This window comes from Embleya sp. NPDC055664, from assembly GCF_053618075.1.
This window is the reverse complement of sequence record NZ_JBSHGZ010000045.1, coordinates 60,092-83,682: the sequence shown is the minus strand read 5'-3', so window position 1 is coordinate 83,682 and position 23,591 is coordinate 60,092. Positions and strand designations below refer to the sequence as shown.

24 protein-coding genes and 4 pseudogenes are annotated in these 23,591 nt (G+C 70.1%); 14 read left to right on the top strand and 14 right to left on the bottom strand.

All coding sequences use genetic code 11. From position 1 onward, the window contains the following. Positions 1-92 precede the first annotated feature (92 nt). Positions 93-929, bottom strand: a complete 837-nt coding sequence (locus ACWGR4_RS42565; RefSeq protein WP_380000181.1) for an alpha/beta fold hydrolase — start codon at positions 927-929, stop codon at positions 93-95. A 246-nt stretch (positions 930-1,175) separates the two neighbouring features. On the opposite strand from ACWGR4_RS42565, the gene ACWGR4_RS42560 reads away from it, so the two are divergent. The 5 genes and pseudogenes from ACWGR4_RS42560 to ACWGR4_RS42540 form a co-directional block, all read left to right on the top strand. Beyond that, positions 1,176-1,997, top strand: a complete 822-nt coding sequence (locus tag ACWGR4_RS42560; RefSeq protein ID WP_452132061.1) for an alpha/beta fold hydrolase — start codon at positions 1,176-1,178, stop codon at positions 1,995-1,997. A 100-nt stretch (positions 1,998-2,097) separates the two neighbouring features. Continuing rightward, a complete protein-coding gene (locus ACWGR4_RS42555; protein WP_452132060.1) occupies positions 2,098-2,901 on the top strand; it encodes an alpha/beta hydrolase in 804 nt (267 codons plus the stop codon). A gap of 238 nt (positions 2,902-3,139) precedes the next feature. Further along, complete coding sequence (locus tag ACWGR4_RS42550; protein WP_452132063.1) at positions 3,140-3,778, top strand: MBL fold metallo-hydrolase; 639 nt, start codon at positions 3,140-3,142, stop codon at positions 3,776-3,778. 37 nt (positions 3,779-3,815) lie between these two features. Beyond that, a complete protein-coding gene (locus tag ACWGR4_RS42545; protein WP_380000173.1) occupies positions 3,816-4,289 on the top strand; it encodes a Dps family protein in 474 nt (157 codons plus the stop codon). Between the two features lie 150 nt (positions 4,290-4,439). Continuing rightward, positions 4,440-4,826 (top strand): annotated as a pseudogene (locus ACWGR4_RS42540) (histidine kinase); the annotation flags it as partial. Positions 4,827-4,934: 108 nt separating this feature from the next. Here ACWGR4_RS42540 and ACWGR4_RS42535 read toward each other — a convergent pair. From ACWGR4_RS42535 to ACWGR4_RS42515, 5 genes and pseudogenes are all read right to left on the bottom strand, one after another. After that, positions 4,935-5,039: pseudogene (locus ACWGR4_RS42535) on the bottom strand (ATP/GTP-binding protein); the annotation flags it as partial. Between the two features lie 44 nt (positions 5,040-5,083). Continuing rightward, a complete protein-coding gene (locus ACWGR4_RS42530; RefSeq protein ID WP_452132059.1) occupies positions 5,084-5,866 on the bottom strand; it encodes an inositol monophosphatase family protein in 783 nt (260 codons plus the stop codon). Between the two features lie 68 nt (positions 5,867-5,934). Next, positions 5,935-7,659, bottom strand: a complete 1,725-nt coding sequence (locus ACWGR4_RS42525) for a prenyltransferase/squalene oxidase repeat-containing protein (protein ID WP_380000169.1) — start codon at positions 7,657-7,659, stop codon at positions 5,935-5,937. Beyond that, positions 7,653-8,492, bottom strand: a complete 840-nt coding sequence (locus ACWGR4_RS42520; RefSeq protein WP_380000167.1) for a hypothetical protein — start codon at positions 8,490-8,492, stop codon at positions 7,653-7,655. Before ACWGR4_RS42520 ends, ACWGR4_RS42525 begins: the two co-directional genes overlap by 7 nt. Before the next feature lie 4 nt (positions 8,493-8,496). After that, a complete protein-coding gene (locus ACWGR4_RS42515) occupies positions 8,497-8,985 on the bottom strand; it encodes a hypothetical protein (RefSeq protein WP_452132058.1) in 489 nt (162 codons plus the stop codon). Between the two features lie 292 nt (positions 8,986-9,277). Between ACWGR4_RS42515 and ACWGR4_RS42510 the strand changes: the two genes are divergently transcribed. Together ACWGR4_RS42510 and ACWGR4_RS42505 are read left to right on the top strand one after the other, a co-directional pair. Continuing rightward, positions 9,278-9,856: a carbohydrate ABC transporter permease gene (locus ACWGR4_RS42510; RefSeq protein WP_452132057.1), complete on the top strand. Its 579-nt coding sequence runs from the start codon at positions 9,278-9,280 to the stop codon at positions 9,854-9,856. Next, the gene (locus ACWGR4_RS42505; RefSeq protein ID WP_452132056.1) at positions 9,853-10,692 is read left to right on the top strand and encodes a carbohydrate ABC transporter permease; all 840 of its coding nucleotides are present in this window, start codon (positions 9,853-9,855) and stop codon (positions 10,690-10,692) included. Before ACWGR4_RS42510 ends, ACWGR4_RS42505 begins: the two co-directional genes overlap by 4 nt. 86 nt (positions 10,693-10,778) lie before the next feature. On the opposite strand, the gene ACWGR4_RS42500 is transcribed toward ACWGR4_RS42505, so the two are convergent. The 5 genes from ACWGR4_RS42500 to wrbA form a co-directional block, all read right to left on the bottom strand. Continuing rightward, entirely contained in the window at positions 10,779-11,546 is a 768-nt protein-coding gene (locus ACWGR4_RS42500; RefSeq protein WP_380000159.1) for a VOC family protein, read from the bottom strand. Between the two features lie 276 nt (positions 11,547-11,822). Then, entirely contained in the window at positions 11,823-12,107 is a 285-nt protein-coding gene (locus ACWGR4_RS42495; protein ID WP_452132055.1) for a hypothetical protein, read from the bottom strand. Between the two features lie 110 nt (positions 12,108-12,217). Beyond that, positions 12,218-12,682, bottom strand: a complete 465-nt coding sequence (locus ACWGR4_RS42490) for a hypothetical protein (protein WP_452132054.1) — start codon at positions 12,680-12,682, stop codon at positions 12,218-12,220. A gap of 111 nt (positions 12,683-12,793) precedes the next feature. Then, on the bottom strand, positions 12,794-14,218 hold the full coding sequence (locus ACWGR4_RS42485; RefSeq protein ID WP_452132053.1) for an MFS transporter: 1,425 nt from the start codon (positions 14,216-14,218) through the stop codon (positions 12,794-12,796). 26 nt (positions 14,219-14,244) lie between these two features. After that, on the bottom strand, positions 14,245-14,907 hold the full coding sequence (gene wrbA, locus ACWGR4_RS42480) for an NAD(P)H:quinone oxidoreductase (protein WP_452132052.1): 663 nt from the start codon (positions 14,905-14,907) through the stop codon (positions 14,245-14,247). Positions 14,908-15,068: 161 nt separating this feature from the next. Between wrbA and ACWGR4_RS42475 the strand changes: the two genes are divergently transcribed. The 3 genes and pseudogenes from ACWGR4_RS42475 to ACWGR4_RS42465 all read left to right on the top strand — a co-directional run bounded on the left by ACWGR4_RS42475 (position 15,069) and on the right by ACWGR4_RS42465 (position 16,745). After that, positions 15,069-15,521, top strand: coding sequence for a MarR family winged helix-turn-helix transcriptional regulator (locus tag ACWGR4_RS42475; protein WP_452132051.1), 453 nt, complete (start codon positions 15,069-15,071; stop codon positions 15,519-15,521). Positions 15,522-15,558: 37 nt separating this feature from the next. Next, positions 15,559-15,929 (top strand): annotated as a pseudogene (locus ACWGR4_RS42470) (mycothiol transferase); the annotation flags it as partial. A 579-nt stretch (positions 15,930-16,508) separates the two neighbouring features. Beyond that, complete coding sequence (locus ACWGR4_RS42465; protein ID WP_452132050.1) at positions 16,509-16,745, top strand: hypothetical protein; 237 nt, start codon at positions 16,509-16,511, stop codon at positions 16,743-16,745. Between the two features lie 57 nt (positions 16,746-16,802). Here ACWGR4_RS42465 and ACWGR4_RS42460 read toward each other — a convergent pair whose 3' ends face one another. Next, the gene (locus ACWGR4_RS42460) at positions 16,803-17,813 is read right to left on the bottom strand and encodes an aldo/keto reductase (protein ID WP_452132049.1); all 1,011 of its coding nucleotides are present in this window, start codon (positions 17,811-17,813) and stop codon (positions 16,803-16,805) included. A 263-nt stretch (positions 17,814-18,076) separates the two neighbouring features. Then, positions 18,077-18,784, bottom strand: coding sequence for a helix-turn-helix transcriptional regulator (locus ACWGR4_RS42455; RefSeq protein ID WP_452132048.1), 708 nt, complete (start codon positions 18,782-18,784; stop codon positions 18,077-18,079). Positions 18,785-19,083: 299 nt separating this feature from the next. Here ACWGR4_RS42455 and ACWGR4_RS42450 point away from each other — a divergent pair, with 299 nt between their 5' ends. Beyond that, positions 19,084-19,497 carry a hypothetical protein gene (locus ACWGR4_RS42450; RefSeq protein WP_452132047.1) on the top strand — a complete coding sequence of 138 codons (414 nt, stop codon included), beginning with the start codon at positions 19,084-19,086 and terminating at the stop codon, positions 19,495-19,497. Between the two features lie 163 nt (positions 19,498-19,660). After that, on the top strand, positions 19,661-19,858 hold the full coding sequence (locus tag ACWGR4_RS42445) for a hypothetical protein (protein ID WP_380000136.1): 198 nt from the start codon (positions 19,661-19,663) through the stop codon (positions 19,856-19,858). A gap of 682 nt (positions 19,859-20,540) precedes the next feature. On the opposite strand, the gene ACWGR4_RS42440 is transcribed toward ACWGR4_RS42445, so the two are convergent. Further along, entirely contained in the window at positions 20,541-20,678 is a 138-nt protein-coding gene (locus ACWGR4_RS42440) for a hypothetical protein (protein ID WP_452132046.1), read from the bottom strand. 401 nt (positions 20,679-21,079) lie between these two features. On the opposite strand from ACWGR4_RS42440, the pseudogene ACWGR4_RS42435 reads away from it, so the two are divergent. Then, positions 21,080-21,190 (top strand): annotated as a pseudogene (locus ACWGR4_RS42435) (carbohydrate ABC transporter permease); the annotation flags it as partial. Between the two features lie 223 nt (positions 21,191-21,413). Then, a complete protein-coding gene (locus ACWGR4_RS42430; protein ID WP_452132045.1) occupies positions 21,414-23,561 on the top strand; it encodes a phosphocholine-specific phospholipase C in 2,148 nt (715 codons plus the stop codon). Positions 23,562-23,591 lie beyond the last annotated feature (30 nt).

Genomic DNA, 23,591 nt, shown 5'->3' with positions numbered 1-23,591 from the left:
CCGGGCCCGCCGGCGCGTGCCCGGCCGGAGGTCGGGGTCACCATGGCCCGATTGGCGGGATCGGCCCCGGGCCGGGGCGGGCGATGCCGCGGTCAGCCGGTCGCGCGGGCCGCGCCGACGATGACCCGGTAGACCGCGTCGGGATGCGACATCATCACCACGTGCGAGGAGTCGATCTCCTGCACCGTGCTGTTCGCGCGCCGGGCCATGAAGCGCTGCGCGTCCGGGGGGATGACCTTGTCCCCGCGCGGGATCAGGTACCAGGACGGCAGGGTCTTCCAGGCCGGGGCGCCGCTGCCGCCGGACAGCCCCTCGACGCTGCCCGGCCGCTGCGCTGCGGCCATCACCCGGGTCTGGGACGCGGGCAGATCGGCGGCGAACACGGCGCGGAACTTGTCCGCCTTGATGTAGCCGTCATGACCGTACTTGCCGTCGCCGAGCGGGTACTGCTTCACGTCCAGCGCCGCGCCGAGCTCGCTGCCCGGGAACCGCGTCGCGATGCCGAGCGGGGTCTCGCCCTCGTCGAGCGCGAAAGCGCCCAGGTAGACCAGGGCCTTGACGTTGGCGTGGCCGCGGGCGGCGTTCGTGATGACCGCGCCGCCGTAGGAGTGTCCGGCCAGGATGACCGGGCCGGTGATGCTGTCGATCACGCTGGAGATGTACGCCGCGTCGGCAGGCAGGTCGCGCAGCGGATTGGCCGGCGCGACGACCGGGTAGCCGGCGCGCTGCAGCCTCTCGATCACCGCGCTGAAGCCCGAGGCGTCGGCGAACACCCCGTGGACCAGGACGACGGTCGGCTTCGGCCCGGAGGGGCGCTTGCTCTCGGAGGACGGATCGCCGTGCGCGACGGCGGCTCCGGTGCCGGCGAGGAGCGCGATCGAGGTGGCGACTATGGCGAGGGTCCGGTGCGAGCGGCGGGACGGCTTCATTGCGTACTCCTGACGTTGGCGAGCCCGACTGGGGTGCTTCGAGACTGCGGGCCCACCGCGGGTCTGCGCGTCGGTCGTCGTACTGCACTTCGGCGGCATGCACGCGGCAAACGGGTGCAGTCAAATGTCGGATGCCAGGACGCTCGAAGCCGACTTAGCGTCAGTTGGCAAGCGGCGCCGCCCCACCGGGGTCCGCGAAGCCGCCCTTCGCCACCACCCCGCACGCCATTCGCGAGAGGAACAGCCATGCCTTTCATCACGACGAACGACGGCACCGAGATCTTCCACAAGGACTGGGGCCAGGGGCAGCCCGTGGTGTTCAGCCACGGCTGGCCGCTCAACGCCGACGCGTGGGACGAGCAGCTCAACCTGGTGGCCGCCCACGGCTACCGCGCCATCGCGCACGACCGCCGCGGCCACGGGCGCTCCTCACAGCCGTGGAACGGCAACGACATGGACACCTACGCCGACGACCTCGCCCAGCTGATCGAGACCCTGGACCTGCGCGACATCGTGCTCGTCGGCCACTCCACCGGCGGCGGCGAGGTCACCCGCTACATGGGCCGGTACGGCACCGACCGGGTCGCCAAGGCGGTCCTGCTCGGCGCCGTCCCGCCGCTGATGCTCAAGACCGACGCCAACCCCGAGGGCCTGCCGATCGAGGTGTTCGACGGCATCCGTGCCGGGGTCTCGGCCGATCGCTCGCAGTTCTACTACGACCTGAGCTTCCCGTTCTACGGCTTCAACCGGGACGGCGCGCAGGTGTCCGAGGGCATCTCCCGCGCGTTCTGGGCGCAGTCCATGCAGGTCGGCATCAAGGGCGCGCTCGACTGCATCAAGGCCTTCTCGGAGACGGACCTGACCGAGGACCTCAAGCGCATCGACGTCCCCACCCTCATCGCCCACGGAGACGACGACCAGATCGTCCCGATCGTCGCGTCGGCGCTGAAGTCGGCCGAACTCGTCAAGGACGCCACGCTCAAGATCTACCCGGGCCGCCCGCACGGCCTGTACGGCGACTTCAAGGACGAGTTCAACGCCGACCTGCTGGCGTTCCTGGCCTCCTGAGCGGCCTCCTCCTCGCACCACCAGGGCAATTCGTGCACGTACGCATCCGCCGGACCGCGACACGTCCGACTCCACCCACCGCCTTCCGTGAGGACTCCTTATGACCGGTACGTCGCCCGACACGATCGTCCTCATCCACGGCTTCTGGGTCACCCCCCGGAGCTGGGAGCACTGGATCACGCACTACAAGGCCCAGGGGTTTCGCGTGCTGGCCCCCGCCTACCCGGGGTTCGAGGCGGAGGTCGAGTCCCTCAACGCCGACCCCACCGCCATCGAGCACCTCGAAGTGGGCGAGATCATCCGCTCGTTGAAGGAAGTCATCCGCGACGTGGGCGCCCCGCCGATCCTCATGGGGCACTCGGCCGGCGGGGTGTTCACGCAGATCCTCCTCGACCACGGCTACGGCGCGTGCGGGGTGGCCATGAACTCCGCACCCACCGAAGGCGTCGCCGTCGCCCCCCTGTCCCAGATCCGCGCCACCTTCCCGATCCTGCGGAACCCCGCCAACCGACACAAGGCCGTCGGCCTCACCTACGACCAGTGGCGCTACACGTTCACCAACACCTTCCCCGAGGACCAGGCCAAGGCGGCGTACGAGCGCTACCACGTGCCCGCCTCCGGGCACGTGTTCTTCGGCAGCGCGCCGGCCAACGTCCGCCCCGGCCACACCGACACCTACGTCGACTACCGCAACCCGGACCGCAAGCCCCTGCTGTTCGTCTCCGGCGAGAACGACCACCTCATGCCGCCCAAGGTCCAGGCATCCAACGCCAAGCACTACAAGGCCTCCGGCACGGTCACCGAACACGTCGTCTTCCCCGGGCGCTCGCACCTGATGCCGGCCCAGGACGGGTGGGAAGAAGTCGCCGACCACGCCCTGGACTGGGCGCTCGCACACGCCTGAACACCAGCGCCGTCGTCGTGACACCGGGCCCGGGGCGCCTGCAGGTCGTGCGCGCCCCGGGCCCGGACCATCCAAGGAGAACCCTGTGAGCGACGTCCGCATCACGCACATCGGCGGGCCGACCGTCCTGATCGAGACCGGCGGTTGGACGCTGCCGACCGACCCGACGTTCGACCCGCCGGGGCGCAGCTACGCGTTCGGCTGAGGCACGTCCTCCCGCAAGGAGACCGGCCCCGCCCTGCCGCCCGCCGAGCTGCCCGAGGTCGACGCCGTGCTGCTGACCCACGACCACCACGCCGACAACCTCGACGACGCCGGCCGTACGGTCGCCGCCGCCGCGCGAACGGTGGTGACCACACCCGCCGGGGCCCGCCGCCTCGGCCCGAACGCCCGCGCACTGGCACCCTGGCAGAGCACCCGGCTGACCGCGCCCGGGCGCCCGGACCTGGAGATCACCGCGACCCCGGCCCGGCACGGGCCGCCGTTGTCCGGGGCGTTCGTCGGCCAGGTCACCGGCTTCGCGCTCACCTGGGAGGGGCAACGCCACGGAGCGCTGTGGATCTCCGGCGACACCGTCCTGTTCGACGGGGTACGCGAGGTCGCCCGCCGCTTCACTGTGGGGACCGCGCTGCTGCACCTGGGCGGCGTGCGCTTTCCCGTCACCGGCCCACTCCGCTACACCGTGACCGCCCGCCAAGCCATGCGCCTGTGCGCCGAACTCCGTCCGCGCACCGCGTTCCCCGTGCACTACGAGGGCCGGCGGCACTTCACCGAAGGCCGCCCCGGCATCGAACGCGCACTCGCCGCCGCCCCCCACGACGTGCGCGACCGGATCCGCCGGCTGCCCCTCGGCGCCCCGCACGACCACGAAGCCTGACACTCCGCCGTACACGGCGCCGACCACCGGAGTACCAATGCCCGACGCACCTTCCCTGCTGCCCGCCCGCGACCGCGACGTCGTCGGCACCGCGCTCCAGGGCACCCTGACCGACCTGCTCCACCTCGCCGCGACCGCCAAACAGGCCCACTGGAACCTGTACGGCCCACGCTTTCGGCCCGTGCACCTCCAACTCGACGACATCGTCGAGACGGCACGAACCCTCGCCGACACCGTGGCCGAACGCGCCGCCACCATCGGATTCGCACCCGACGGCCGCCCGTCCACGACCGCCGATACCGGCGCCTCCGCGGACCTGCCGGCCGGCCCCGTGGCCGACACCGACGTCGTGGCCGCCTTCACTACCGCCGTCGGGGCCTCTTCCGCGCGGATACGCCGACGCATCGCCGACACCGAAGGCCTCGACCCGGTCTCGCAGGACCTCCTCGTCGCCACCGCCGCGGCCCTGGAGAAGCACCACTGGATGCTGCGCGCCGAGAACACCGGCTGACCGGGCGTCATCGCAACCGTGCCGTGCACGGACGGATCGCCACACCGCACCCAACCCGAGTTCGGTCCGAACATCCGGAAGCCGACAAGCCCCCTGGAGGTGGACATGGCCAAGGACGCCGACGCGGCGCGCGGTGATCCCGACCGTGGACGACGATCCGGGCGCGGTGTGTACGCGGGCGCCTTCCATGCCTACCTCAACGACCAGGTCCCGCAGGTCTACAAAAACTCGATGCGGGTCACCGAGCGGTCCCGGTTCTTCGTGCTGCCCGCAGAGACCTTCGCGGCAATCATGCACGACCGGGTCCCGCCGGCCGTGCATCTGCCGGAGGGGCTGTTCTTCGGCACCAAGAACGTCCGGCAGGCCATCGGCCGGCGCGCACGCCTGCTCGTGCTGGGCTCGTCGACCACGGGCCTGACGCACGAGCCGAACAACCCGGCGGCGGCCGCGGTGCGGGCCACCGCCGAACTCCGCGACCGCGTCGCCGCCATGCGCCGCAAGCTCGGGGCCATCGTGGCCGCCTCGCTACGCCGCGACCGCGCGCTACCGCCGTCACGCGCTGCGACGCCGCACCAGGACGGCCTTCCCCTTGTGGAGCAAGGGGTCCGCCTGGTCCCCGGTCTGCGAGGCCGCGCTTCCACCGTGACCCCGGACCGCGAACAACGGTGTGGCGGCCACGTCGATGCCCGCGTACACGAACGTCGCGCCGATGCGCTCCGTCAGGTCCTTCAACAGGTCGGCCATCTCCGCTACGGCGTCACGCGGCGACCGGCGTCACGGTCAGGCGGCCCATTTCAGTCGGAGAGGAACCCGGCCTCCAGCAACCGGTGGGCCAGTGCGCTGCTGCGTGCCGCGACGAACGACAGGGGTTTGTCGTGCATGGAGCGCCGCGCGGTGAACGGATATCCGTCCCGATCCAGCACACAACCACCGGCCGACTGCACCAGGAAGAGTCCTCCGCAGACGTCGAGAAGATAGCCCGCGTGGCACACCATCGCGTCGATGGCGCCGCTCGCCACGAGGGCGAGGTCGAGCGCGGGCGCCCACAGGTTCACCGCTCGGCGGCACCCCTTCGCGGCCAGGGCGTCGGCTCGACGAAACCATTCGTATCCGGTATCGGAGTAGTTGGTGACCAGGGAGACGACGGCCTCCTCCATGGCCACCTCCGTCGTCGGCACGCTCGGCAGCGGTGAGTGCGCCGTGGCCACGTACTCGCGCTGTGACAACGGGTCGAGCACCAGGGCGAGCCGGACCCGATCACGGTCGAACAAACTGATGGCGATCGCACAGTGAGCGATGCCATAGCCGAAGTTGTTGGTTCCGTCGAGCGGATCCACCGCCCAGACGAACGGCTGATCCGACCAGTGGGTGTACGGCTCCTCCTCGGCCACCACGCCATGGTGCGGGAAGGCTTCCAGCAGATGTCGAACAATGATGCGCTGGGCGGCGAGGTCGGCTTCCAGTTGGACGTCGTTGAGGCCCTTGTGCGCGGTGATCGAGCGTGACCCGAACCGCTCACGCAAGGCCTGCCCGGCCTCCCGCGCCGCCTCGCGGGCGACCGCCGACTCGCGGGCCATGGGCGGAAGCGGGTCCCGACCCGGCCCGAGGTCGCTCGTCCGGGCTCCGCCGGGTTCGGGGCCCATGCTCATTGCGTCCCGGGCCCGGCCGTGTTGCCGGCACGTCTGAGCCGATGTTCCTCGGCGACGATGGCGGGGATCGTGGCGCTGACGACCGGCAGCACGATGCTCGCCACCGCAGCCCACGCCTGTCGGGCCGAGGAACTCGACCCCAACTGTGCGAACACGCCTCCCTGCCACAGGATCAGGGCCGCGCCCGCGACCGCGAGCGTGGACAGCAACGCGGTCGACCATCGACTGCGGCCGTCGGCCGGCGCGGCCGAGTGCCCGGAGATCCAGGCGCTTTGGTGGGCGAGACAGGCCAGCGTCGCGCGACGGTCGCGTTCGACGTATCGGGCGACGGCGACCGGCACGAGGTCGCGGGTTCCGGCCCGCAACACGGTACGCAGGGCCAGAACCGCGTCGTGCGTGGCCCACACGGGTGGGGATTCGGGGGCCGTGACACTGCACTTCCACGTACCGTTGGCCTGTTGCAGCGCGAGCAACCGACGGACCCCGTCCAGCATGATCGCCTCGTCGAGGCCGTGCCCCGCGAGGCTCAGCGCCGTCAACGCCCATGGCGTGCCGAAGTGCCGGTAGTCCATGCGGATCGAACGGGAGGGGTCGACGGAGGTGTTGGCCGTGGTCGACTCCCACGGCTCGTCCTTGAAGGCGTCGAACGTCTCGATCAAATGGTCGCAGCCGGCGACCACGGCCGGGTCGGTGGCCGGCGACTGGGCGGCCAGCAGGGCGACGATCGCGTAGCCCGTGTACGCGGCGGACGGGGTCCCGTTGCTGTCGGTGGCGCGCGCGGACGCGCCCCAGCCGCCGTTGGGGCACTGTGCGTGGCGCAACCAGGAAACGCCCCTGGTCATGGCGTCCATCCGGCCGAAACCGGCCAGGGCCCGCACCGCGACAGTGGTCGGAAAGACCATCGACTGATCGTCCGCCGGCGACGACGACCAACCGCCGTCCGTGCGTTGCCGAGCCTCCAACCAGGCGATCCCTCGGGCGATCGTGGGATCCGCGGCCGAGCGGCCGGCTTCGCGCAGGGCCATCAGTGACGCGGCGGTGCTCTCGATGATCGACAGGCTGCTCTGGCCGCCGATCAGCGAACTACGCACCCGCCAACCGCCGTCCGGATTTTGTACGGCCTCGAGCGTTTGCGCCGGTCGGGTGACGAATTCCCCTTGGGCCCCGGCGTAGATGTGCGCGAGCAGGGCTTCGGCGGTGGACAGCACGCCGATGGATCGGCCGTCCTGGTACTGGTTCCATCCCCACTGGCCATTCTCGATCGACAGGTGGCTGTCCAGGTAGGCGACGGACATCGTGAACGCGCGCTGGATCGACATCGTCAGGTCGGTGGCCGAGCCGGCCGCCCGGCACCAGTCGCGTGCCGTGACCAGGTGGGCCGCGTGGTCGATGTCGGTCCCCCGACCGGCCGCGTCCGCGAAGCTCAACACGCGCAACTGCCGGTCGCCTGGGAGCGTGACCTGCGCCGGCCGGACGGTGGCGACCGCGACGAGCACCACCGTGTCGTCGACACGTTCGCACGCGAGCAGGCCCACGTACGAGACGTCCACCCCCAGAATCCGCGACGCGTGGTTTTGGACGAGTGCGTCGAAACCGATCGTGCGGTCCGCGCCGGTGGCGGTGAGGTCCAGCCGCACGTACCCCAGACGGGATCCGTCGGCCCGGAACACGAACCAGTCGCCGTCCGGGGCGAGCAGGATGAGGTCGACCCGGGTCAACACGAGGCGTCCTCCGAGAATTCGACACCCTCCAAGTGCTCCAGCAGGAAGGTCAGTTGGCGGGCCAGGCAGGGCGGCGAGAACGGCGTGAGCGCGATTGCCGGGCCGGCCGGCAGGCCGCTCCGGGCGAAGACGTCGACGCTCGCGCGGCGGTCCCGTCCCTGAAGGACCAGGCTCGCGGTCGTGCGTGACGGGTCGCCCAGCACCCGGTGCAGCACGTCGGCCGAGAGTTCGTACTTGGTGCCGGCCGCCAGGTCGGCGTCGAAGACGCACAGCAGTCGGCGCGTACCTCGGGGGATCAGCGAGTACGAGGAGGAGTCGTCGGCGGAGTGGTACGCGTAGGCGTGGAACGGTTGCCCCGGTTCGGATCCTCGTTCGAGTCCCGGTTCCCGCGCCCGTTCGACCCCTGGTTCGATCCCCGGTTCGGCACCGGGCGCGACCGAGGCCGGCATCACCGGATCCAGGGGAACGAACTGCTGGTAGCGGTAGCCTCCGGTGAGCAACAACGAGGAGAAGTCCCAACGGTGATTGTGCACATTGGCGGTGTCGTGCCGGGTCGCCTCGCGCATCCACCAAATGTGCAATCGCAACTGGTGATGCGGACCCGAGGCGAGGACGACCTTCGAGAAGCCGTTCGGATGGCGGTACGACTTCGCCGCGACGGCGGCCAATCCGGCCTCGCTCGCAAGGATCGTCCGCAGGAGTTCGCCGACGACTCGTCGCTGCTCGAACGGAGCGAGCGCGTCGGCGAGGGCGCCCCGGCGGCCGCACGCGTGCATCTCCTCCTGTTCGGCGAGGTTGGCGACCGAAGCCGCGGGATGCATGGCGGAGACCACGACCTCACCCTCGCGCGATGTCGGCGTTCGAGAACTGCGGAACTCCGGTGACTTCCCGATCGATGCGCAGGAAATCCGGCAGGACCACCTCTTGCCGTTCGTCGTCGAGTTGGATCTCCAGGATGCGACAGGCACGGGACGCGGGTTCGCGAATGTCGTCGAGCTCGAACAACTGGCCACGCCACGTGAAGAACCAGCGTTCCTTCGTCACGGGTCGTCGACCGGGATCATGGCGTTCGCGCAATGCGTCGTACTGATCGCCGGTGATCTCCACCTCTTCGATCTCGCGCACTCCGGGGCGCAACGGCCTCAGGATGGTGTGGGCGTAGTGAACCGCCTCCTTGCCCTCCTTACGCCTGATTCGCTCCTCCGCGTGGGCGCTCACCTTGAGGTAGATCTGTTCGAGGTTCACCCGTTCCGCGGCGTCGAGGACCGGGTGCCGAAGGCTCCCCGAAGCGGCCAACAGGAACTTGCGCTCAATCTCGACGAGCACCGCGTCTCCCCCCGGACGGCGACGACATACGGCGGCCGCTACTCGGCGCCGTTCTCGGGCACCGCGTTGGTCGACCGCACCATCACTCGATGGTAGCGACCGGCCACGCGCCGTGGATCCCCTTTGCCGGATATTGCCCATCCGCCGGAACGCGAGCGCCGAAACCCCTGGGGACGGCCCGCGTACGCGGCTGCGACGCACGCGAGGCTCTCGTCCGGGATTCGATCCGCGACGCCCCCGGGCCGAACGGCCCCTGTGTCCGCACGCCCGACAACCGGCTCCGCGAACGGTGATGATCGGCGTCCTCGTCGCGGTGTGGGCCATGCCGTTCATGGTCGCCGCGTCGGTGTTCCGTTGGCTCTCCGACGCCGACTACGGTGTGATCAACTGGCTGCTCGGTCGGCTCACCGATTCGGACTTCCAGGGCCACAACTGGTTCGCCGACCCCTGGCAGGGCTTCGCCGTCATCGTCGCCGTCGTGGTCTGGGGAGCGATCCCGTTCGCCGCCATCACCCTGCACGCGGCGCTCGCCCAGGTGCCCGCCGAGTTGGAGGAGGCCGCGCGGGTCGACGGCGCCAGGGGACTGACACTCTTTCGGCATGTCACCTTCCCGATGATCACACCGCTGTTCGTGGTGGTCGCGGCGCTGTCGACGATCTGGGATTTCGGCGCGTTCAGTCAGATCTGGCTGGTGCGTGGCGGCCGGCCCGAGCGCGACTACTGCCTGCTCGGCGTCTACTCCTTCATCGAGTCCTTCGCCGTCAACCGTTACAGCGCGGGAGCCGCCATCGCCGTCGTCACCGTCCTGCTTCTGCTCGTCGGCTCCGCGGTCTACCTGCGCCAGATCCTCCGGACGGGAGAAGTCGAATGAGCATCGACAGCCGCCGACGTCGACGCCGCCGCCGTGCCGACGCCGTCGGGCTGATCGCCGCCGCCGTCATGGTCTTTCCCGTGTACTGGATGGTCCTGACGGCCTTCCGGCCCGCGAGCCGAATCCTGAGCGTGCCGCCGCGGTTTCGGCCCGGCCCGTTCACGCTGGACAACTTCCGCCGGGCGATCGGCTCGGACACGTTCTGGGCCAACGTGCGCTCCAGCGTCGTCGTCGGCGCGGGGACGGTGTTGATCTCGTTGGTCATCGGCACGCTCGCCGCCTTCGCCATCGCCCGTTTCGCCTTCGCCGGGCGGCGGGCGTTGATCCTCGTCCTGTTGGCCGTCCAGACGATCCCGCTCATCGCCCTCGTCATTCCCGTCTACCTGCTGCTCAACGACCTGGCGCTCACCGACACCCTGACCGGAGTGATCCTCACCTACCTCGCGTTCGCTCTCCCCTTCACGGTGTGGATGCTGCGCGGGTTCATCGTGGCCATCCCCCCGGAACTGGAGGAGGCAGCGATGGTGGACGGGTGCGGCCGACTCGGCGCCTTCCGGCGCGTCACCCTGCCGCTGCTCGCCCCCGGCCTGGTCGCCACCTCGATCTTCGGCCTGGTGCAGGCGTGGAACGAGTACGTCCTCGCGTACGTCCTCCTCTCGAGCAACGACAAGCGCACGCTGCCCGTGTGGCTGGTCTCCTTCCAGACGAGCTTCGGCACCGACTACGGCGGCCTCATGGCCGGCGCCACCCTGACCGCGTTGCCCGTCGTCGTCGCCTTCCTCCTCGTCCAACGCCGAATAGCGGCCGGCCTGGCCACAGGCGCCATCCGCGGCTGACCCACACGGCCCCCGATGCCGGCCGACCGCATCCACAACCACCGCGACGCCGGCGCATCCAGCCGATACGACAAGACCGCCACCATTCAGGAATCGGCCTGGACGGCGGCTGTGGTCTCGCGGAGTTCTCGGGCTGCGGCGAGTGCGGACGCGGCGGCTTTGCGGTCGGTCGGCGAGAGGGGTAGGCGGGTGAGTTCGTCCAGTTGTTCGCGGGCGCGGGCGAAGTCGTCGAGGCGGATGTGGAGTTCGGCGAGGTACGCGTGTGCCTCGGCTCGTCCGGCGGGTGTCGCGGCGGGGTCCTCGCGGGATATGGCGCCGGCGAGGATCCTGGCGGCCTGCGCGACGTCGCCGCGCGAGTCGGCCGATACGATCGCGTTCGCCAGTGCTGCCGCGAGTCTGCCCTCGGTGGCGGCCGGCTCATCCGTCGTGTCGGTGTGGTCGGGTGCGTCGGTCTTCGGTGCGTCCGGGCTGCGGACCACACGGATCCAGTTCCCCGCGGGGTCGATGAGGCTGAACCCGCTCAGGCCGCCGTAGTTCTTGCGTGGGCGGGGTCGGGTGATGCGCGGGAATCCGGTGAGGGGGAGCCTGCCGTACCGCGTGCGCAGGCCGGCGGAGAACGCCTCGAACAGACCGCGGGTGTCCGGTGTGACCAGGAGGCAGGAGCCGTACGAGTCCTCCGGACGAAGGCCGGGAATGCCGTTGTAGTGCAGTTCGATGTCGCCGCGCCGCAGCGCGAGATAGGGGTTGGGGCGTATCTGCCGGTACGTCACCTCGAAGCCGAGGGGAAGAAGGAAGTCGCGGATCTCGTCGATCGAGGGACAAGGGAGGATGGGGACCATCCGTGCGTCGACCATGGCGGCGATTCAATCATCGGTGACGGCGAGCACGCACATGTCGACCGATGGCCGCGTACGGCTCGGCGCTTCGGGGGCGGCCCGTCGAGATCGTCGTGCCGATGCGCACCACCCAACCACCCCTGCCCGCACCGACCCTGACCGGGAGGCGTGCGCCGCCCACCGCGACGACGCACGCCTCCCCGGCGCCTCCACCCACCTGCGCGCCCGCCTGACCGGCACCCACCGCCGCCCGCCTGGCGACCCTCGTGCCCGCACTCGAACATCCGTGGTGGATCAGCCCCGGCCGCGACGCCGACGCAGCCCCGGACCTGGTCGTGCGCCCTCCACGACCTCGCCTTCCACCCCCACCGCCCCGACAATCAGCAGCCGGTTGTTGTCCCGGCCGGGCCGCAGCGCGAGCGAACGGACCAGCTGCCGGGTCTCGCTTCCCAGAGACAGCAGCTGTCGGTTCACCGAGGTCAGGTCGGCGGCGAGCCGCTCGGCACTCTTTCGCACGTTGCTCGGATCGTCGTTCGGCACAGTTCCTCCAAGCGCGCCGGCTTTTTCTGGTGTGGTCATGGCTCCGCGCCTGGATCCTCTCCTCGGATCTCGGTGCGGCTCGACGGCGTCGAGGCCCGTGGGCGCACGGCCACGGCCGCACTGCTCCGTGGCGCTCCGGCCAGCGCCCGTCAGGCGCCGATGAGTCGGCTGATCACGGTGTACGGGCCGCTGGTGGGGAAGTTGAAGGGCTCGGTGATGAGGTACGCCCTTGCTGCCTCGTCCGTGTTGGGCCAGAGGGCGCAGTTCTGCGTGTAGCGGTAGTAGTCGCCGCCGTAGATCGCGCAGTACCAGAAGTACCTGTCGGCGCGGAGACGGATCTGGCGTTCCTTCCGGCTGCCCGGCACGATCTTGCGGGCCGTCTCGTCGTAGAGCATGACCTGCCACACGTAGGTGTCCGCGGCCAGGGCGATGTACCGCCCGTCGGTCTGGGCGTAGTCGTACGCGGTCGGCCACGCGGTCAGGTGGAGGGTCCGCTTGATCTCCGCTGTTCCGGCGGTGGCGGGCCCGATCGAGCCGACCACAAGAACGACCGCGGCCGACAGCACCGCCCCGGCCCTGGCCATGCCGCGCCGCGCGCGCCGGAAGAACCTCACGACACTTGCCTCCTCGTTGCCGTATCGGCTGGTTGGAATATCTGACGGAAGCCAGACGGGTTGTGGATCTCGGCCAAGAGCCAGGTCGATCCGCGCATCTGCGGTGGACACTCAGGTGCGCCGGCGGCGCGGAAGAAGCATGCCGACCAGGGCGATTGCCGCGGCCAGGCCTGCGGCGACAAGGAACACGAGGTCATAGCCGTCAGCCAGGGCATTCGCCGAGTTGGCATCGGACGCATGGGCCGCCCGGGCGGCCGCGGCGGTGGCGAGCGCGGCAAGCCCGAGCGATCCGCCCACCTGGACGGCGGTGTTCGCCAGACCGCCGGCCGTACCCGCGTCCCCGCCCGCGACCCCGGCGGTGGCGGCAGCCATCAAGGTCGGGAAGGTCAGACCGATGCCGGCCGCGATCAGCAACGTCGGGCCGAGCACGTCCGCCAGGTAGCCGCTGTCCGCGCCGGCGCGGGACAGCCGGCCGAAGCCGACCACAAAGCACGCCGAGCCACCGAGGACCAACAGGCGCGCACCGACGCGCGGAAGCAGGGTCGCCGACTGTCGGGCAACCAGCATGAACGCAATGGCGGCCGGGGTCTGGCCGAGCCCGGCACGCAGGGCGCTGTAGTCGAGTACGTTTTGGAGGAACAGCGACGTGAAGTACCACATGGCGATGGTGATCCCGCCGAACAGCAAGAGCGTCAGGTTCCCGACGGCCACACCGCGGAGACCGAACAGCCGCAACGGAAGCATCGGTTGGGCGGCGAACCGGGCCTCGACGACGGTGAACACCGCCAGCAGGACCAGTCCGGCGGCGGTCGGCGCGACGACGTGCGGAGACGTCCAGCCGAATTCGGTGCCCTGCATGACACCGTAGATCAGCGCGGCGAGGCCGGCCGTACCGGTGACCGCGCCGGCCAGATCGAGCGACGTGCCGCGTTCGGCGCGTACGTCGGGCAGGACGGTCATCGCCACGGCGACGAGGACCGCGCCGATCGGCATGTTGATGAGGAAGACCCACCGCCACGACAGGCCCGTGGTGAGCGCGCCGCCCGTCAGCGCACCGGCCATCCCGCCGACACCGCCCGCGGCCGACCAGGCGCCGAACGCCCGGGCGCGGGCGTGTTCTTCGGTGAAAGCGGTGTTGAGGACGGCCAGAGTCGTCGGCGCCAGCACTGCGGCCCCGACACCCTGGGTGATGCGGGCGCCCACCAGGATTTCCGGAGTGCCGGCGAGGCCGCCGACCAGGCTCGCCGCGGAGAACACCGACAGCCCGGCGACGAGCATCCGGCGGTGGCCGAATACGTCGGCGGCACGGCCGCCGAGCAGCATGAAGCCCGCGAAGGTGAGCAGGTAGCCGTTCACCACCCAGGCCAGCCCGGTCGAGGTGAAGCCGAGGTCGCGACGGACGGACGGCAGCGCCACGTTCACGATCGACGCGTCCAGGATGACCATGAACTGGCACGCGCAGGCCAGGGCCAGGATCAGCCGGACGGGGCCGGAGCGGGGTGCGGTGGCTGTGGATTCGGTGGTTGTGGTGGTCATGGCTTCCCCTTGTGGCAGACGGAGGCTCATGCGGCCCGGGTAGCGGGCGTGCCGCCGTCACGCGGTGCGTCGGCGGTGATGTCACGGCCTGCGAGGAGCCGATCGGTGATGGCGACCAGGCGGCGGCCCTGGTAGGCGGCCGCGGCCGGCGCCGCATCGTCGGGACCCTCCCCGGACGGGCCTGTGACGGCGGAAGTGCCATAGGGGTTGCCGCCCGCCGCATAGACGGTGGGGTCGGTGAATCCGGGCGGCACGATCAGCGCGCCCCAATGGTAGAAGACGTTGCTCAGCGACAGGATCGTCGCCTCGCTGCCGCCGTGCCGGTTGTACGCCGACGTGAAGGCGGTCACGGGCTTGTCCGCCAGACCGCCCTCGCGCCACAGGCCACCGGCCTGGTCGAGGAACTGCTTGAGCTGTGCGGCGGGCGCCCCGAATCGGCTGGGCGTGCCGAACGCGAACGCATCGGCCCAGGCCAGGTCGTCGATCGCGGCTTCCGGGATGGACGCGGTGGCATCGGTGTGGCTGCGCCACAGCGGGTTCTCGTCGATCGAGCTGTCGGGTGCGAGCTCGGCGGCTCGGCGCAGCCGCACGTCCGCTCCGGCCGCGGCGGCGGCGTCCGCGAGGGCCTTGGCGAGAGCGTGCACCGAACCGGTGGCGCTGTAGTAGACGACGGCGATCTTGGCGGTCATGTACGGCTCCTGGGCAAGACGAGGGCAGGTGACGGCGCGCGGCGGCCCGTGAAGGCGTGCGGCTGCCAGAGCCGCCCTCGGGGTGGTGCGTCGAGTGCTTACGCGCATAAGATTATCTGCATAATGTTATGCGCCTAAGTATTTCGTCAAGGAGGAGGACCGTGGACTTCGCACAAGCCGATGCCCTCAACCAGGCCATCCGACTGTTGAGCCTGCGGCACCGGGCCCGGGCCGCGGCGCTGATCGCGCCGCTCGGACTGCACCCCGGCCAGGAAGCGCTTCTGCTCGAACTCGCCCGCACCGGCCCGCGCATCCAGGCCCAGTTGAGTGAGGCGCTCGGGGTGGAGCCGCCGAGTGTCACGCTGATGGCCCGCAAGCTGGAAGCGTCGGGGTACATCCGTCGCACGCAGGCCCCTTCCGACAAGCGCGCGAGCATCGTCGAGTTGACCGACAGCGGCCGGGAAATCGCCGAGCAGGTCAAGGAGTTGTGGCGCAAGCTCGGCGAGGAGACGGTGGCAGGGATCACCGAGGCGACGGTGGCCGAGCTGCCCCGCGTACTCGCGGCCATGACGGCCAACGTCGACGCGCGTCGCGCCGGCACGGGTGCGTCATGAACCTCGGAAGGCAACGAAGCGCCGGCTTCGAAGGGCGTCACCACTCATGACGATCACCGGCCTTGTCTCCCACATGCGCTGGACCGAGCACATGTGGTTGGAGGTGCTGTTCCTCGGCGGCGACGCGAGGCGGAACCCGTCCTTCGACGAGTCCACCGACGCCGCCGACTGGCGCACCAGGGCCGCCCGCTCGCCGAACTCCTCGCGGAGTATGAAGCCCAGTGCGCCCGCAGCAACGAGATCGCCGCCGGGGCGTCCCTCGACGACATCGGCCGCCACGCCGGGTTCCACTCCGGCGGCGCCAACCTCCGCTGGATGCTGATCCACCTCGTCGAGGAAACCGGCCGCCACGCCGGACACGCCGACATCGTCCGCGAGCTACTCCTGAGTCACGCCGGCCGGCCCTGACGGCCCCGGCAGCCGCGAGAGGGCGCCGGACTCGTCCGCAAGACGCTGCGTCGGCGCTCTCCCGGCGGCTTCGCCCTGGTAGCCCCCTTCGTCGCCGTCCACCAGCACAGGCCGCCCAGCGGGTGTCGGAGCGCACGGTGTGGCGCCGGCCGGCCGATGCCACCACACCCGCCACCGCCGCCCCCCGGATGCCCGCCACAACGACCGCTTCGAGATCACCCCACCCCTTCGGGTGCCGCCGGCCTACCGGCACGGCAACGCCTGCTCGATCCACCGCGAACTCGTGACCCGCGTCCGTGGGGTCACCGGTGCGGGGAGGCCGGCCGGCGACCCCGCCTCACCCACTTCACCACCGAACCGCCCGGGCGGCATGCCGCTCCCGGGCGCCGCGCCATCGGCCGCCATGCCGTTGCCGGAGCCGCTCCCCTCGCGACGTTCCTGCGCGCACTCCGCCGGGATCCGACGCCGGGGGAGCGATCGACTACCGCAAGGACCCCGAAGCCGCCCGAGCGCCGGACGTGTTCGCCAAACGCCCCCACGCCCAGCGCAACTGTCCCGGCCGCGTTGCGCTCCGCGATCGTGCACACCGATCCGTACGGGCCGTTCGCCGGCCCGCCCGAGCACGTGCGCTTCGACCGCGGCCGGGACTTCCTCTCCCGCGCCCTGACCACCGCGCTGAACGCCCTGAACGCCCTGGACGCCGACGCCACCGTGCCCGTCCTGGCGCCCTACGGCCCCCACCTGAAAGGCGGCACGAAGTCGACCTGCAGGTCAAGCTCACCTCCGGCAGAGGCTTTGCGGCTTACCGGGCGTTGAGCCACCGGGCCGGACGTTTCGGCGATCGCACACTGTTGTCGACCGTTATGGAAGGGTTCAGTGTGCGGCGTCCAGTTTGGCGCGCTGCTCTCCGGTCAACTCCAGGTCCACAGCCGCCAGACTCTCCTCCAGTTGCGCCACCGAGGATGCGCCGACCAGGGGGATGACCGGTATCTCGCCGCCGATGAGCCAGGACAGCACCACCTGGTTGGGGGTGGCGCCGGTTTCGTCGGCCACCTGGTGCAGCGCCGCGAGGCGGGCGGGCGTGCCCGCATGGTCGAAGCCGGCGTCCAGGGGCTTGTCCCGGCGTACGTAGGCGCCGCCCAGCAGCGGGGAGTAGGCGACCAGCGCGAGGCCGGGCTCGGCTCGCACATAGCTGAGCAGGTCACCGGAGATCGTGCCGATCTCCCCGTCGGGGGAGCGCCTGCCGGGCAGGTCGCCCCGTCGCCGCAGGTAGCTGTGGTGGTACTGGAGAACCTCGTAGCCGGGCACGCCGGCGGCTGTGGCCAGGTTCCTGGCCCGCTCCACGCTCCACGCCCAGTGGTTGCCGGCACCCAGCAGGTCGACCGTGCCGTCTGCGACCAGTGCGCCGAACGCCTCGACGATCTCCTGCCACGGAGCGTCGGGGAACCCGATGTGCGCATACAACAGGTCCAGCCTCTCCACGCCGAGGCGCTCGCGGCTGGCGGCCGAGGCCTCGCGGATCACCTTGGCGTTCACCCCCTCGACGCCGTCCGAGGGGACCAGCCTGCTGGTGGAGCCGGTCGGCTCGGTGGTGGCGGTCGGCCGGCCGCCGAGCTTGGTGGCGATGGTGATCTCCTCTCCGATACCGCGGCTGCGCCGCCAACGGCCGAGCAGTGCCTCGCTTTCCCCGCCTTGACTGCCGGTGTTCCAGTACGCGTAGTTGTTCGCGGTGTCGATGAACGTGCCGCCCGCCTCGACATACCGATCGAGAATTGCGAACGACGTCTCCTCGTCGATGGTCGTCCCGAACAACATCGCGCCGAGACTGAGCACGCTCACCTCGCGCCGCGTCGCCGGGTCGGCGCCGATGGTGCGGTATTTCACGGGAGTTCCCTCTCATTCGGCCTGGCCGGTGGCGGCGTAAACGGCACTTCCGCAACGCGCTCCGTGCGCTGACACATTGCTCCGGCGCCCAACTCCGGAGAGGTCGACCGCAACCCAGGCCGCCCGGACCGGAGTCCTGAGCAGCCCGCACCACGCGACAGCGCGTGGATCCGGCTCGAAGGCCGGAACACGTGGCGGCGACTTTCATGTTGATGATCGTCACGTGGCCGTACCGCGGCGGCGTAGAAGATTCTTGTGCACATTCACTCACCCGGACCGGCCGGTCTCAGCATCGCCCGGACCGCGCTGGGCACCTGTCCCGTGTGCTGGCGGAACACGCGGGTCAGGTGGGCCTGGTCGGCGAAGCCGTAGGTGGCGGCCAGCGTCCGCAGTGAGGAGTGTCCGTCGGCGAGGTCTTCGGCCACGGCGCGGACCCGTAGCCGGTTGCGGTAGTGGTTGAGGGTCTGCCCGGTGACCCGATGGAACACCCTGCTGAGGTGGAAGGGGGAGCAGCCCACCTGGCGGCCGAGTTCCTCCAGGCTCACCGTCAGCGGTCCATCGATCAGCACCGCCCGCGTGTGTTCGACCAGCCTGCGGTGCGCCTGGACAGTGGCCGCGCGCCGCCCGGTCCGTGCCGGAGTGTGCGGGGTGGGGGCTGTGGTGAGCAGGTGATGCACCCGCTCGGCGACCTCGAAGCGGTCGATCCCGGCCCGGCAGGCGGAGACCAGCCGCCGGTGGGCCAGATCGAGCGCGGCGGTAACCGGTACGACAGGATCGCGGGCCGGTGGCAGGAGGAGGTCACCGTAGACGTCCTGGCCGAGATCGAGCATCGTGCTGATGTCGCGGGTGTGGGCCGGGTGGGGGAAGGCCACATCATCGCCTTGGCGGAGCACGAATCCCGTGACCGGGTCGGTGAACTCCTCACGGCCGTTGACCCGCGCCAAGAACCCGCCGGAGCGGACCAACAGCATCCGCGTGACCCCGGCTTCGGGCTCGGAAACCAGGATCGGCGGACGAAACGACCGCCGATCGTCACAACACGTGATCTCGACAATGTCGAGGGACGAATCCTCCGCCAGAGGACGTCTGATTCCCGGCCCGCCCCCAGGGTCTCCCGACACATCGCGGCCACCCGCCCCGGACCCTCGATCACCTCGGCGTCACCCACGGAACCACACAGCAAGGGCCCACCCGGCCGCATTCCCCCGCAGTACCCTCGCCCGCCGACCATCGTGTTCGCCGCCGCCCGGCCGTGGTCGAGGCGTGGGAGGTGCAGGCACAGGTCGGTTCCGGCGAGGACGCCGGCGGAGGTGAAGACGCCCGTGTGCTCGACATGGAGTTCCGCTTCGCGGATCGTGACCGACAGATGACGCTCCCGCAGCAGACCGGCCCAGTACCAGAGGGTGGTAACACTGCGGCCGTCCAGGATTCCGGCGGCGGCCTGCTCGCGGGCGCAGTGCCGCCCGAGATCGACGAGGTGCCGGCGAAGACCTACCCGGTCCTCGTCGGCGACGGAATCCCCACTGCGTCGCTCGGACTGCGCTACAACGAGTCCGGCGCCCACTCCAGTACCTATGTGGCGTTGCCCGGCATCGGTTCCCCGAAACAGGTGCAGGAGATCCGCCAATACGTCGAGTCCCGGACCTTCCCCGAGCCCTACGACGTGCGCAGGATCACGACCTGACCACGCAGCCGCGCAGTCACGCTGCCTTGCGCCGGTCAGGGCAGGAACTCGGACGGCGATGATGTCCTCGACGGGGCGGGACGGCCCCATGGAAGAGGGACACTGAAGATGTAGCGGCACCGCACCCGGCGCCGCCGGGTGCGGTGGGCCGCAGGAGGTTCTCATGCCTGACACCGAGGTGCGCAGCAAGCACCGGCCTCACGACGACCACCACGGAATGCACTCGCCCCCGCGCGTGGTGGTGCGGGAAAGCGACATGCGCCCGTCCGACGAAGACGCCACATCGGAGCAGACCGCCCACGCCTACGAGACGTCGCAGGCCGAAGGTGACCGCACCGAGGACGAGGACGAAGACGGCTGACCGATCGGATCGGCAGGCCCGGCCGCGGCCGGATCGGCAGGAGGCCGCACGGCCTTCGGGAGCGCCGGCGCGGCCGGGAGACCGATGAGGGACCCACCGTGGCCACCGCCACGGCGGTCCGAATCCCGCTCACCGAGACCGACACCGCCACGCCGGCCCCGGCCTCGCAGTTGCGCGCAACCGCTCCAGGCGATCGGCACGATATTCCTGAAACTCGGCTGTTATGGGCAATTCCCATCAAAAGGAGGAATTGCACGAAACAGGTAGCCCCCCACGAAGCAGACTCTCAGCGAAACATCGCTCATGGACAGCGACGCCCCGCTCTGCGCCGTACACGCGGACTGCAGACCGCCTCACGGCGCTACGACACGTGATCGGACGACCGGCGAGCCGACCCGCACACACGCACGGACCACGAAAACCCCGCCCGGCGACACGAACCGCCACGCAGGGTCGGAGGCACGGCGGAACACACCCCCGATGGCGCGCTTGCCTGTCATGGCGCCGGCGCACCCGCCGCATCCCAGAGCGGCACGACGTCCACTCGGTTGTGCCGGCAGAACTTCAACCACTGACAACAACTTCGCCGAAACACCGACACCTTCGCGACCGGGCTACGCGGCACTCCCCACTCCTGTGACGGTGGGGCAGCCCGCCCCGATATCGGGACGGGCTGCTCGCCCTACGGGGAGTCCGGGAGAACGGTGTCGAAGACCAGGCGCACGGCACTCGTGTACGCGCCGCGTTCGGTGGCGCTCGGACGCGCGGCGGTGATCCTGAGTTCGGCTTCCACACCCGGGGTTGCCTCGGCCTCGTTCACGACCTCCTGTGGGACGCCCGTCAGCGTGACGCCGTTGAGTGTGGTGGTCAGCGGGATGTTCTGCGACCCGTGGCGCCGATCGGACTCAGCATCGGCTACAGCCTGACCAACGCCAACCCGTTCAATCCGCCGCGCCGTTGGGTGGCCTGGACAACTACCGGATGCTGCTGCACGACCAGCAGTTCCTGACCACGCTGCGGGTCACCGCGATCCTCACCCTGATCGTGGTGATCCTCCCCAACGTGCCGGGGCTGCTGATCGCGCTCCTGCCGGACTTGCGCGGCCGCTTCCACAACGCGATGCGCAGCGTGTTCTTCACACCGATGATCCTCAGTTCGGTGGCCGTCAGCGTCATCCGGACCCGTCTGCTCGACGCGGCGGGTCCGGTCAACCAGGTACTGGGCGCGGTCTTCGCGCTGATGTTCCTGGCGACGCCTCCCGTGCTCGTGTTCTACCTCGCCCTGCAGAAGCACTTCATCAAGGGTCTGACGGGAGGAGCAACGAAAGGCTGACCGACGGGTGACCGGCGCTCCTGCGCACGGTGACCGCGGTCCGGGTCCGGGCTCGGACCCCCGACGGATGGACACCGCAGGATCCCACTCGGATCTGCGCGCTTGTGCTCCGAATGTTCACTTATTGATCAACAGCCCGCTTCCTGCTGCCTCCTCCCCAGGCGCCGAGACGTCGTTAGCGTGCCGACCCGTCCACACGAGTCGACACGGAAACGGCGGTTCCATGACTTCCTCCGACAATGCCTCCCACCTCGGACGGCGCAGGTTCCTCCAACTCGGCGGCGCGGGAGCGGCCGCGACGGCCGGGGCGACGATGTTCCCCCCGGCCATCGCCAAGGCAATGGCACTGCCCGCGATTTCGCGTACCCGTTCCATTCAGGACGTCAAGCACGTGGTGATCCTGATGCAGGAGAACCGCTCCTTCGACCACTACTACGGCACCCTGCGCGGCGTCCGTGGTTTCGCCGACCCGCGCCCGGCGCTGTTGCCGAACGGGAAGTCCGTCTTCCACCAGCCGACCGTCGAGACGAAGACGAGCCGCTACCACGACCGCGGGCTTCCCGCCGGCGAGACCGAAGTGCTGCCCTGGTACATCGACCCGCGCAACACCACGGAGAACCAGGCCGGCACCGACCACGGCTGGAGCAGCGGGCACCTCGCCGTCAACCAGGGCCGTCAGGACCAGTGGGTGAACCAGAAGCAGGACGTCCTGACCATGGGCCACCTCAAGCGCCAGGACCTGGAGTACCACTTCGCTCTCGCCGAGGCGTTCACCATCTGCGACGCGTACTTCTGCTCGGTCCACGCCGACACCGCGCCCAACCGCATCTACCTGTGGACGGGCACCATGGACCCGCGCAACGTCTACGGGAAAACCAAGCTCAACGGCCCCGGCACCGGCGAACGCAACGACACCAACGGCTACACCTGGACCACCTACCCCGAACTGCTCGAACAGGCCGGGATCGGTTGGAAGTTGTACCAGGGTGGCAGCGGAATCCCGGGCACTCCGACCGACAACTACACCGACAACTCGCTGATGTTCTTCGAGCAGTTCCAGATCGCCGAAGGCGCCAGGGGCCCGCTCGTGGACAAGGGCGCCTCGAACCACACACTCGCCGAGTTCGCCGCCGACGTAAAGTCCGGCACGCTCCCGGCGGTCACTTGGATCGTCCCGCCCTACAAGTACAGCGAACACCCCGCCGCCTCACCGACCGACGGCGCCTACTACATCAACCTGGTACTGGAGGCCTTGACAGCCAACCCGGAGGTGTGGGGCAGCACCGCGCTGTTTCTCAACTACGACGAGAACGACGGCCTGTATGACCACATCGTGCCGCCCATGCCACCCCTGCACAGCGCGCCCGGGGGCGAAGGAATGGTCTCCGAGAGCCTGCGTGCCTCCCTGGCCGACGAGTTCCTGGACCTGGACGTGCACCACGGTGAGATGAGCCCGCTCGTGCCGGGCGCGGACCCCGGCGGCAAGCAGCCGATAGGCCTGGGCCCCCGGGTGCCGATGACGGTCATCTCGCCTTGGTCACGCGGCGGTTACGTCTGCTCGGAGACCTTCGACCATACGTCGGTGCTGCGTTTCCTGGAGCAGCGCTTCGGCATTCGCTCGCCCTACATCAGTGACTGGCGCCGCTCGGTCTGCGGCGACCTCACCTCCGCGTTCGACTTCACCGGGAAGGACGCCACGCCGCCGCACTTCCCGGTGCCCGCGCCGATCCAGGGGCTGGGAAAGCCGTACCAGGTGGCCGTTCCCCAGCGGATGCCGACACAGGAACCGGGCGTCCGGCCCGCCCGCCCGCTGGGCTACCGGACACTGGTCAACGAGGATCACCGACAGGCCGACGTCTTCGCGCTCAAGCTGGAGAACCACGGCCGCCTCGGCGCCGCGTTGTACATCTACGACCGGCTTCAGCCGCAGGCCGCGCCCCGCCGCTACACGGTCGCCGCAAACGACACGCTGCGCGACCACTGGCAGCTGGGTGCGGGCGACCGCTACCAACTGTCGGCCTACGGCCCCAACGGCAGTCTGTACGAATTCGCCGGCACCGGTCTGGACGGGCTCACGGTGAACTTCTCCGAAGAGAACGGCAACCAGGTCCGGGTCACGGTGAAGAACCGCAGCAAGGACCGCCGCACCGTCCGCCTGGCCAACGCGTACCAGCCCGGCGGCCGGGGAACGACCGCGAAGGTCCTTCCCGCGAACGGCGAGTTCGAGTTCCGCTGGCAGACAGGCAAGCAGGCCAACTGGTACGACGTCTCGGTGACCGTCGCCGAGGACCCGTCCTTCAACCGCCGCTACGCCGGACACCTCGAGAACGGCCGCGCCGGCACCAGCGACCCCGGCCCCAACGCGAGCTGAACTCCGCCCGCGGGCGTGCGGAGTCACACC

Bases quoted from the DNA above. Each gene is read 5' to 3' on its own strand.
- ACWGR4_RS42485 (WP_452132053.1), bottom strand. From the start codon at position 14,218: ATGACCACCACAACCACCGAATCCACAGCCACCGCACCCCGCTCCGGC.
- ACWGR4_RS42565 (WP_380000181.1), bottom strand. From the start codon at position 929: ATGAAGCCGTCCCGCCGCTCGCACCGGACCCTCGCCATAGTCGCCACC.
- ACWGR4_RS42545 (WP_380000173.1), top strand. From the start codon at position 3,816: ATGCCCGACGCACCTTCCCTGCTGCCCGCCCGCGACCGCGACGTCGTC.
- ACWGR4_RS42555 (WP_452132060.1), top strand. From the start codon at position 2,098: ATGACCGGTACGTCGCCCGACACGATCGTCCTCATCCACGGCTTCTGG.
- wrbA (WP_452132052.1), bottom strand. From the start codon at position 14,907: ATGACCGCCAAGATCGCCGTCGTCTACTACAGCGCCACCGGTTCGGTG.
- ACWGR4_RS42495 (WP_452132055.1), bottom strand. From the start codon at position 12,107: ATGACCACACCAGAAAAAGCCGGCGCGCTTGGAGGAACTGTGCCGAAC.
- ACWGR4_RS42510 (WP_452132057.1), top strand. From the start codon at position 9,278: ATGATCGGCGTCCTCGTCGCGGTGTGGGCCATGCCGTTCATGGTCGCC.
- ACWGR4_RS42455 (WP_452132048.1), bottom strand. From the start codon at position 18,784: ATGCTGTTGGTCCGCTCCGGCGGGTTCTTGGCGCGGGTCAACGGCCGT.
- ACWGR4_RS42500 (WP_380000159.1), bottom strand. From the start codon at position 11,546: ATGGTCGACGCACGGATGGTCCCCATCCTCCCTTGTCCCTCGATCGAC.
- ACWGR4_RS42560 (WP_452132061.1), top strand. From the start codon at position 1,176: ATGCCTTTCATCACGACGAACGACGGCACCGAGATCTTCCACAAGGAC.
- ACWGR4_RS42505 (WP_452132056.1), top strand. From the start codon at position 9,853: ATGAGCATCGACAGCCGCCGACGTCGACGCCGCCGCCGTGCCGACGCC.
- ACWGR4_RS42445 (WP_380000136.1), top strand. From the start codon at position 19,661: ATGCCTGACACCGAGGTGCGCAGCAAGCACCGGCCTCACGACGACCAC.
- ACWGR4_RS42530 (WP_452132059.1), bottom strand. From the start codon at position 5,866: ATGGCCCGCGAGTCGGCGGTCGCCCGCGAGGCGGCGCGGGAGGCCGGG.
- ACWGR4_RS42430 (WP_452132045.1), top strand. From the start codon at position 21,414: ATGACTTCCTCCGACAATGCCTCCCACCTCGGACGGCGCAGGTTCCTC.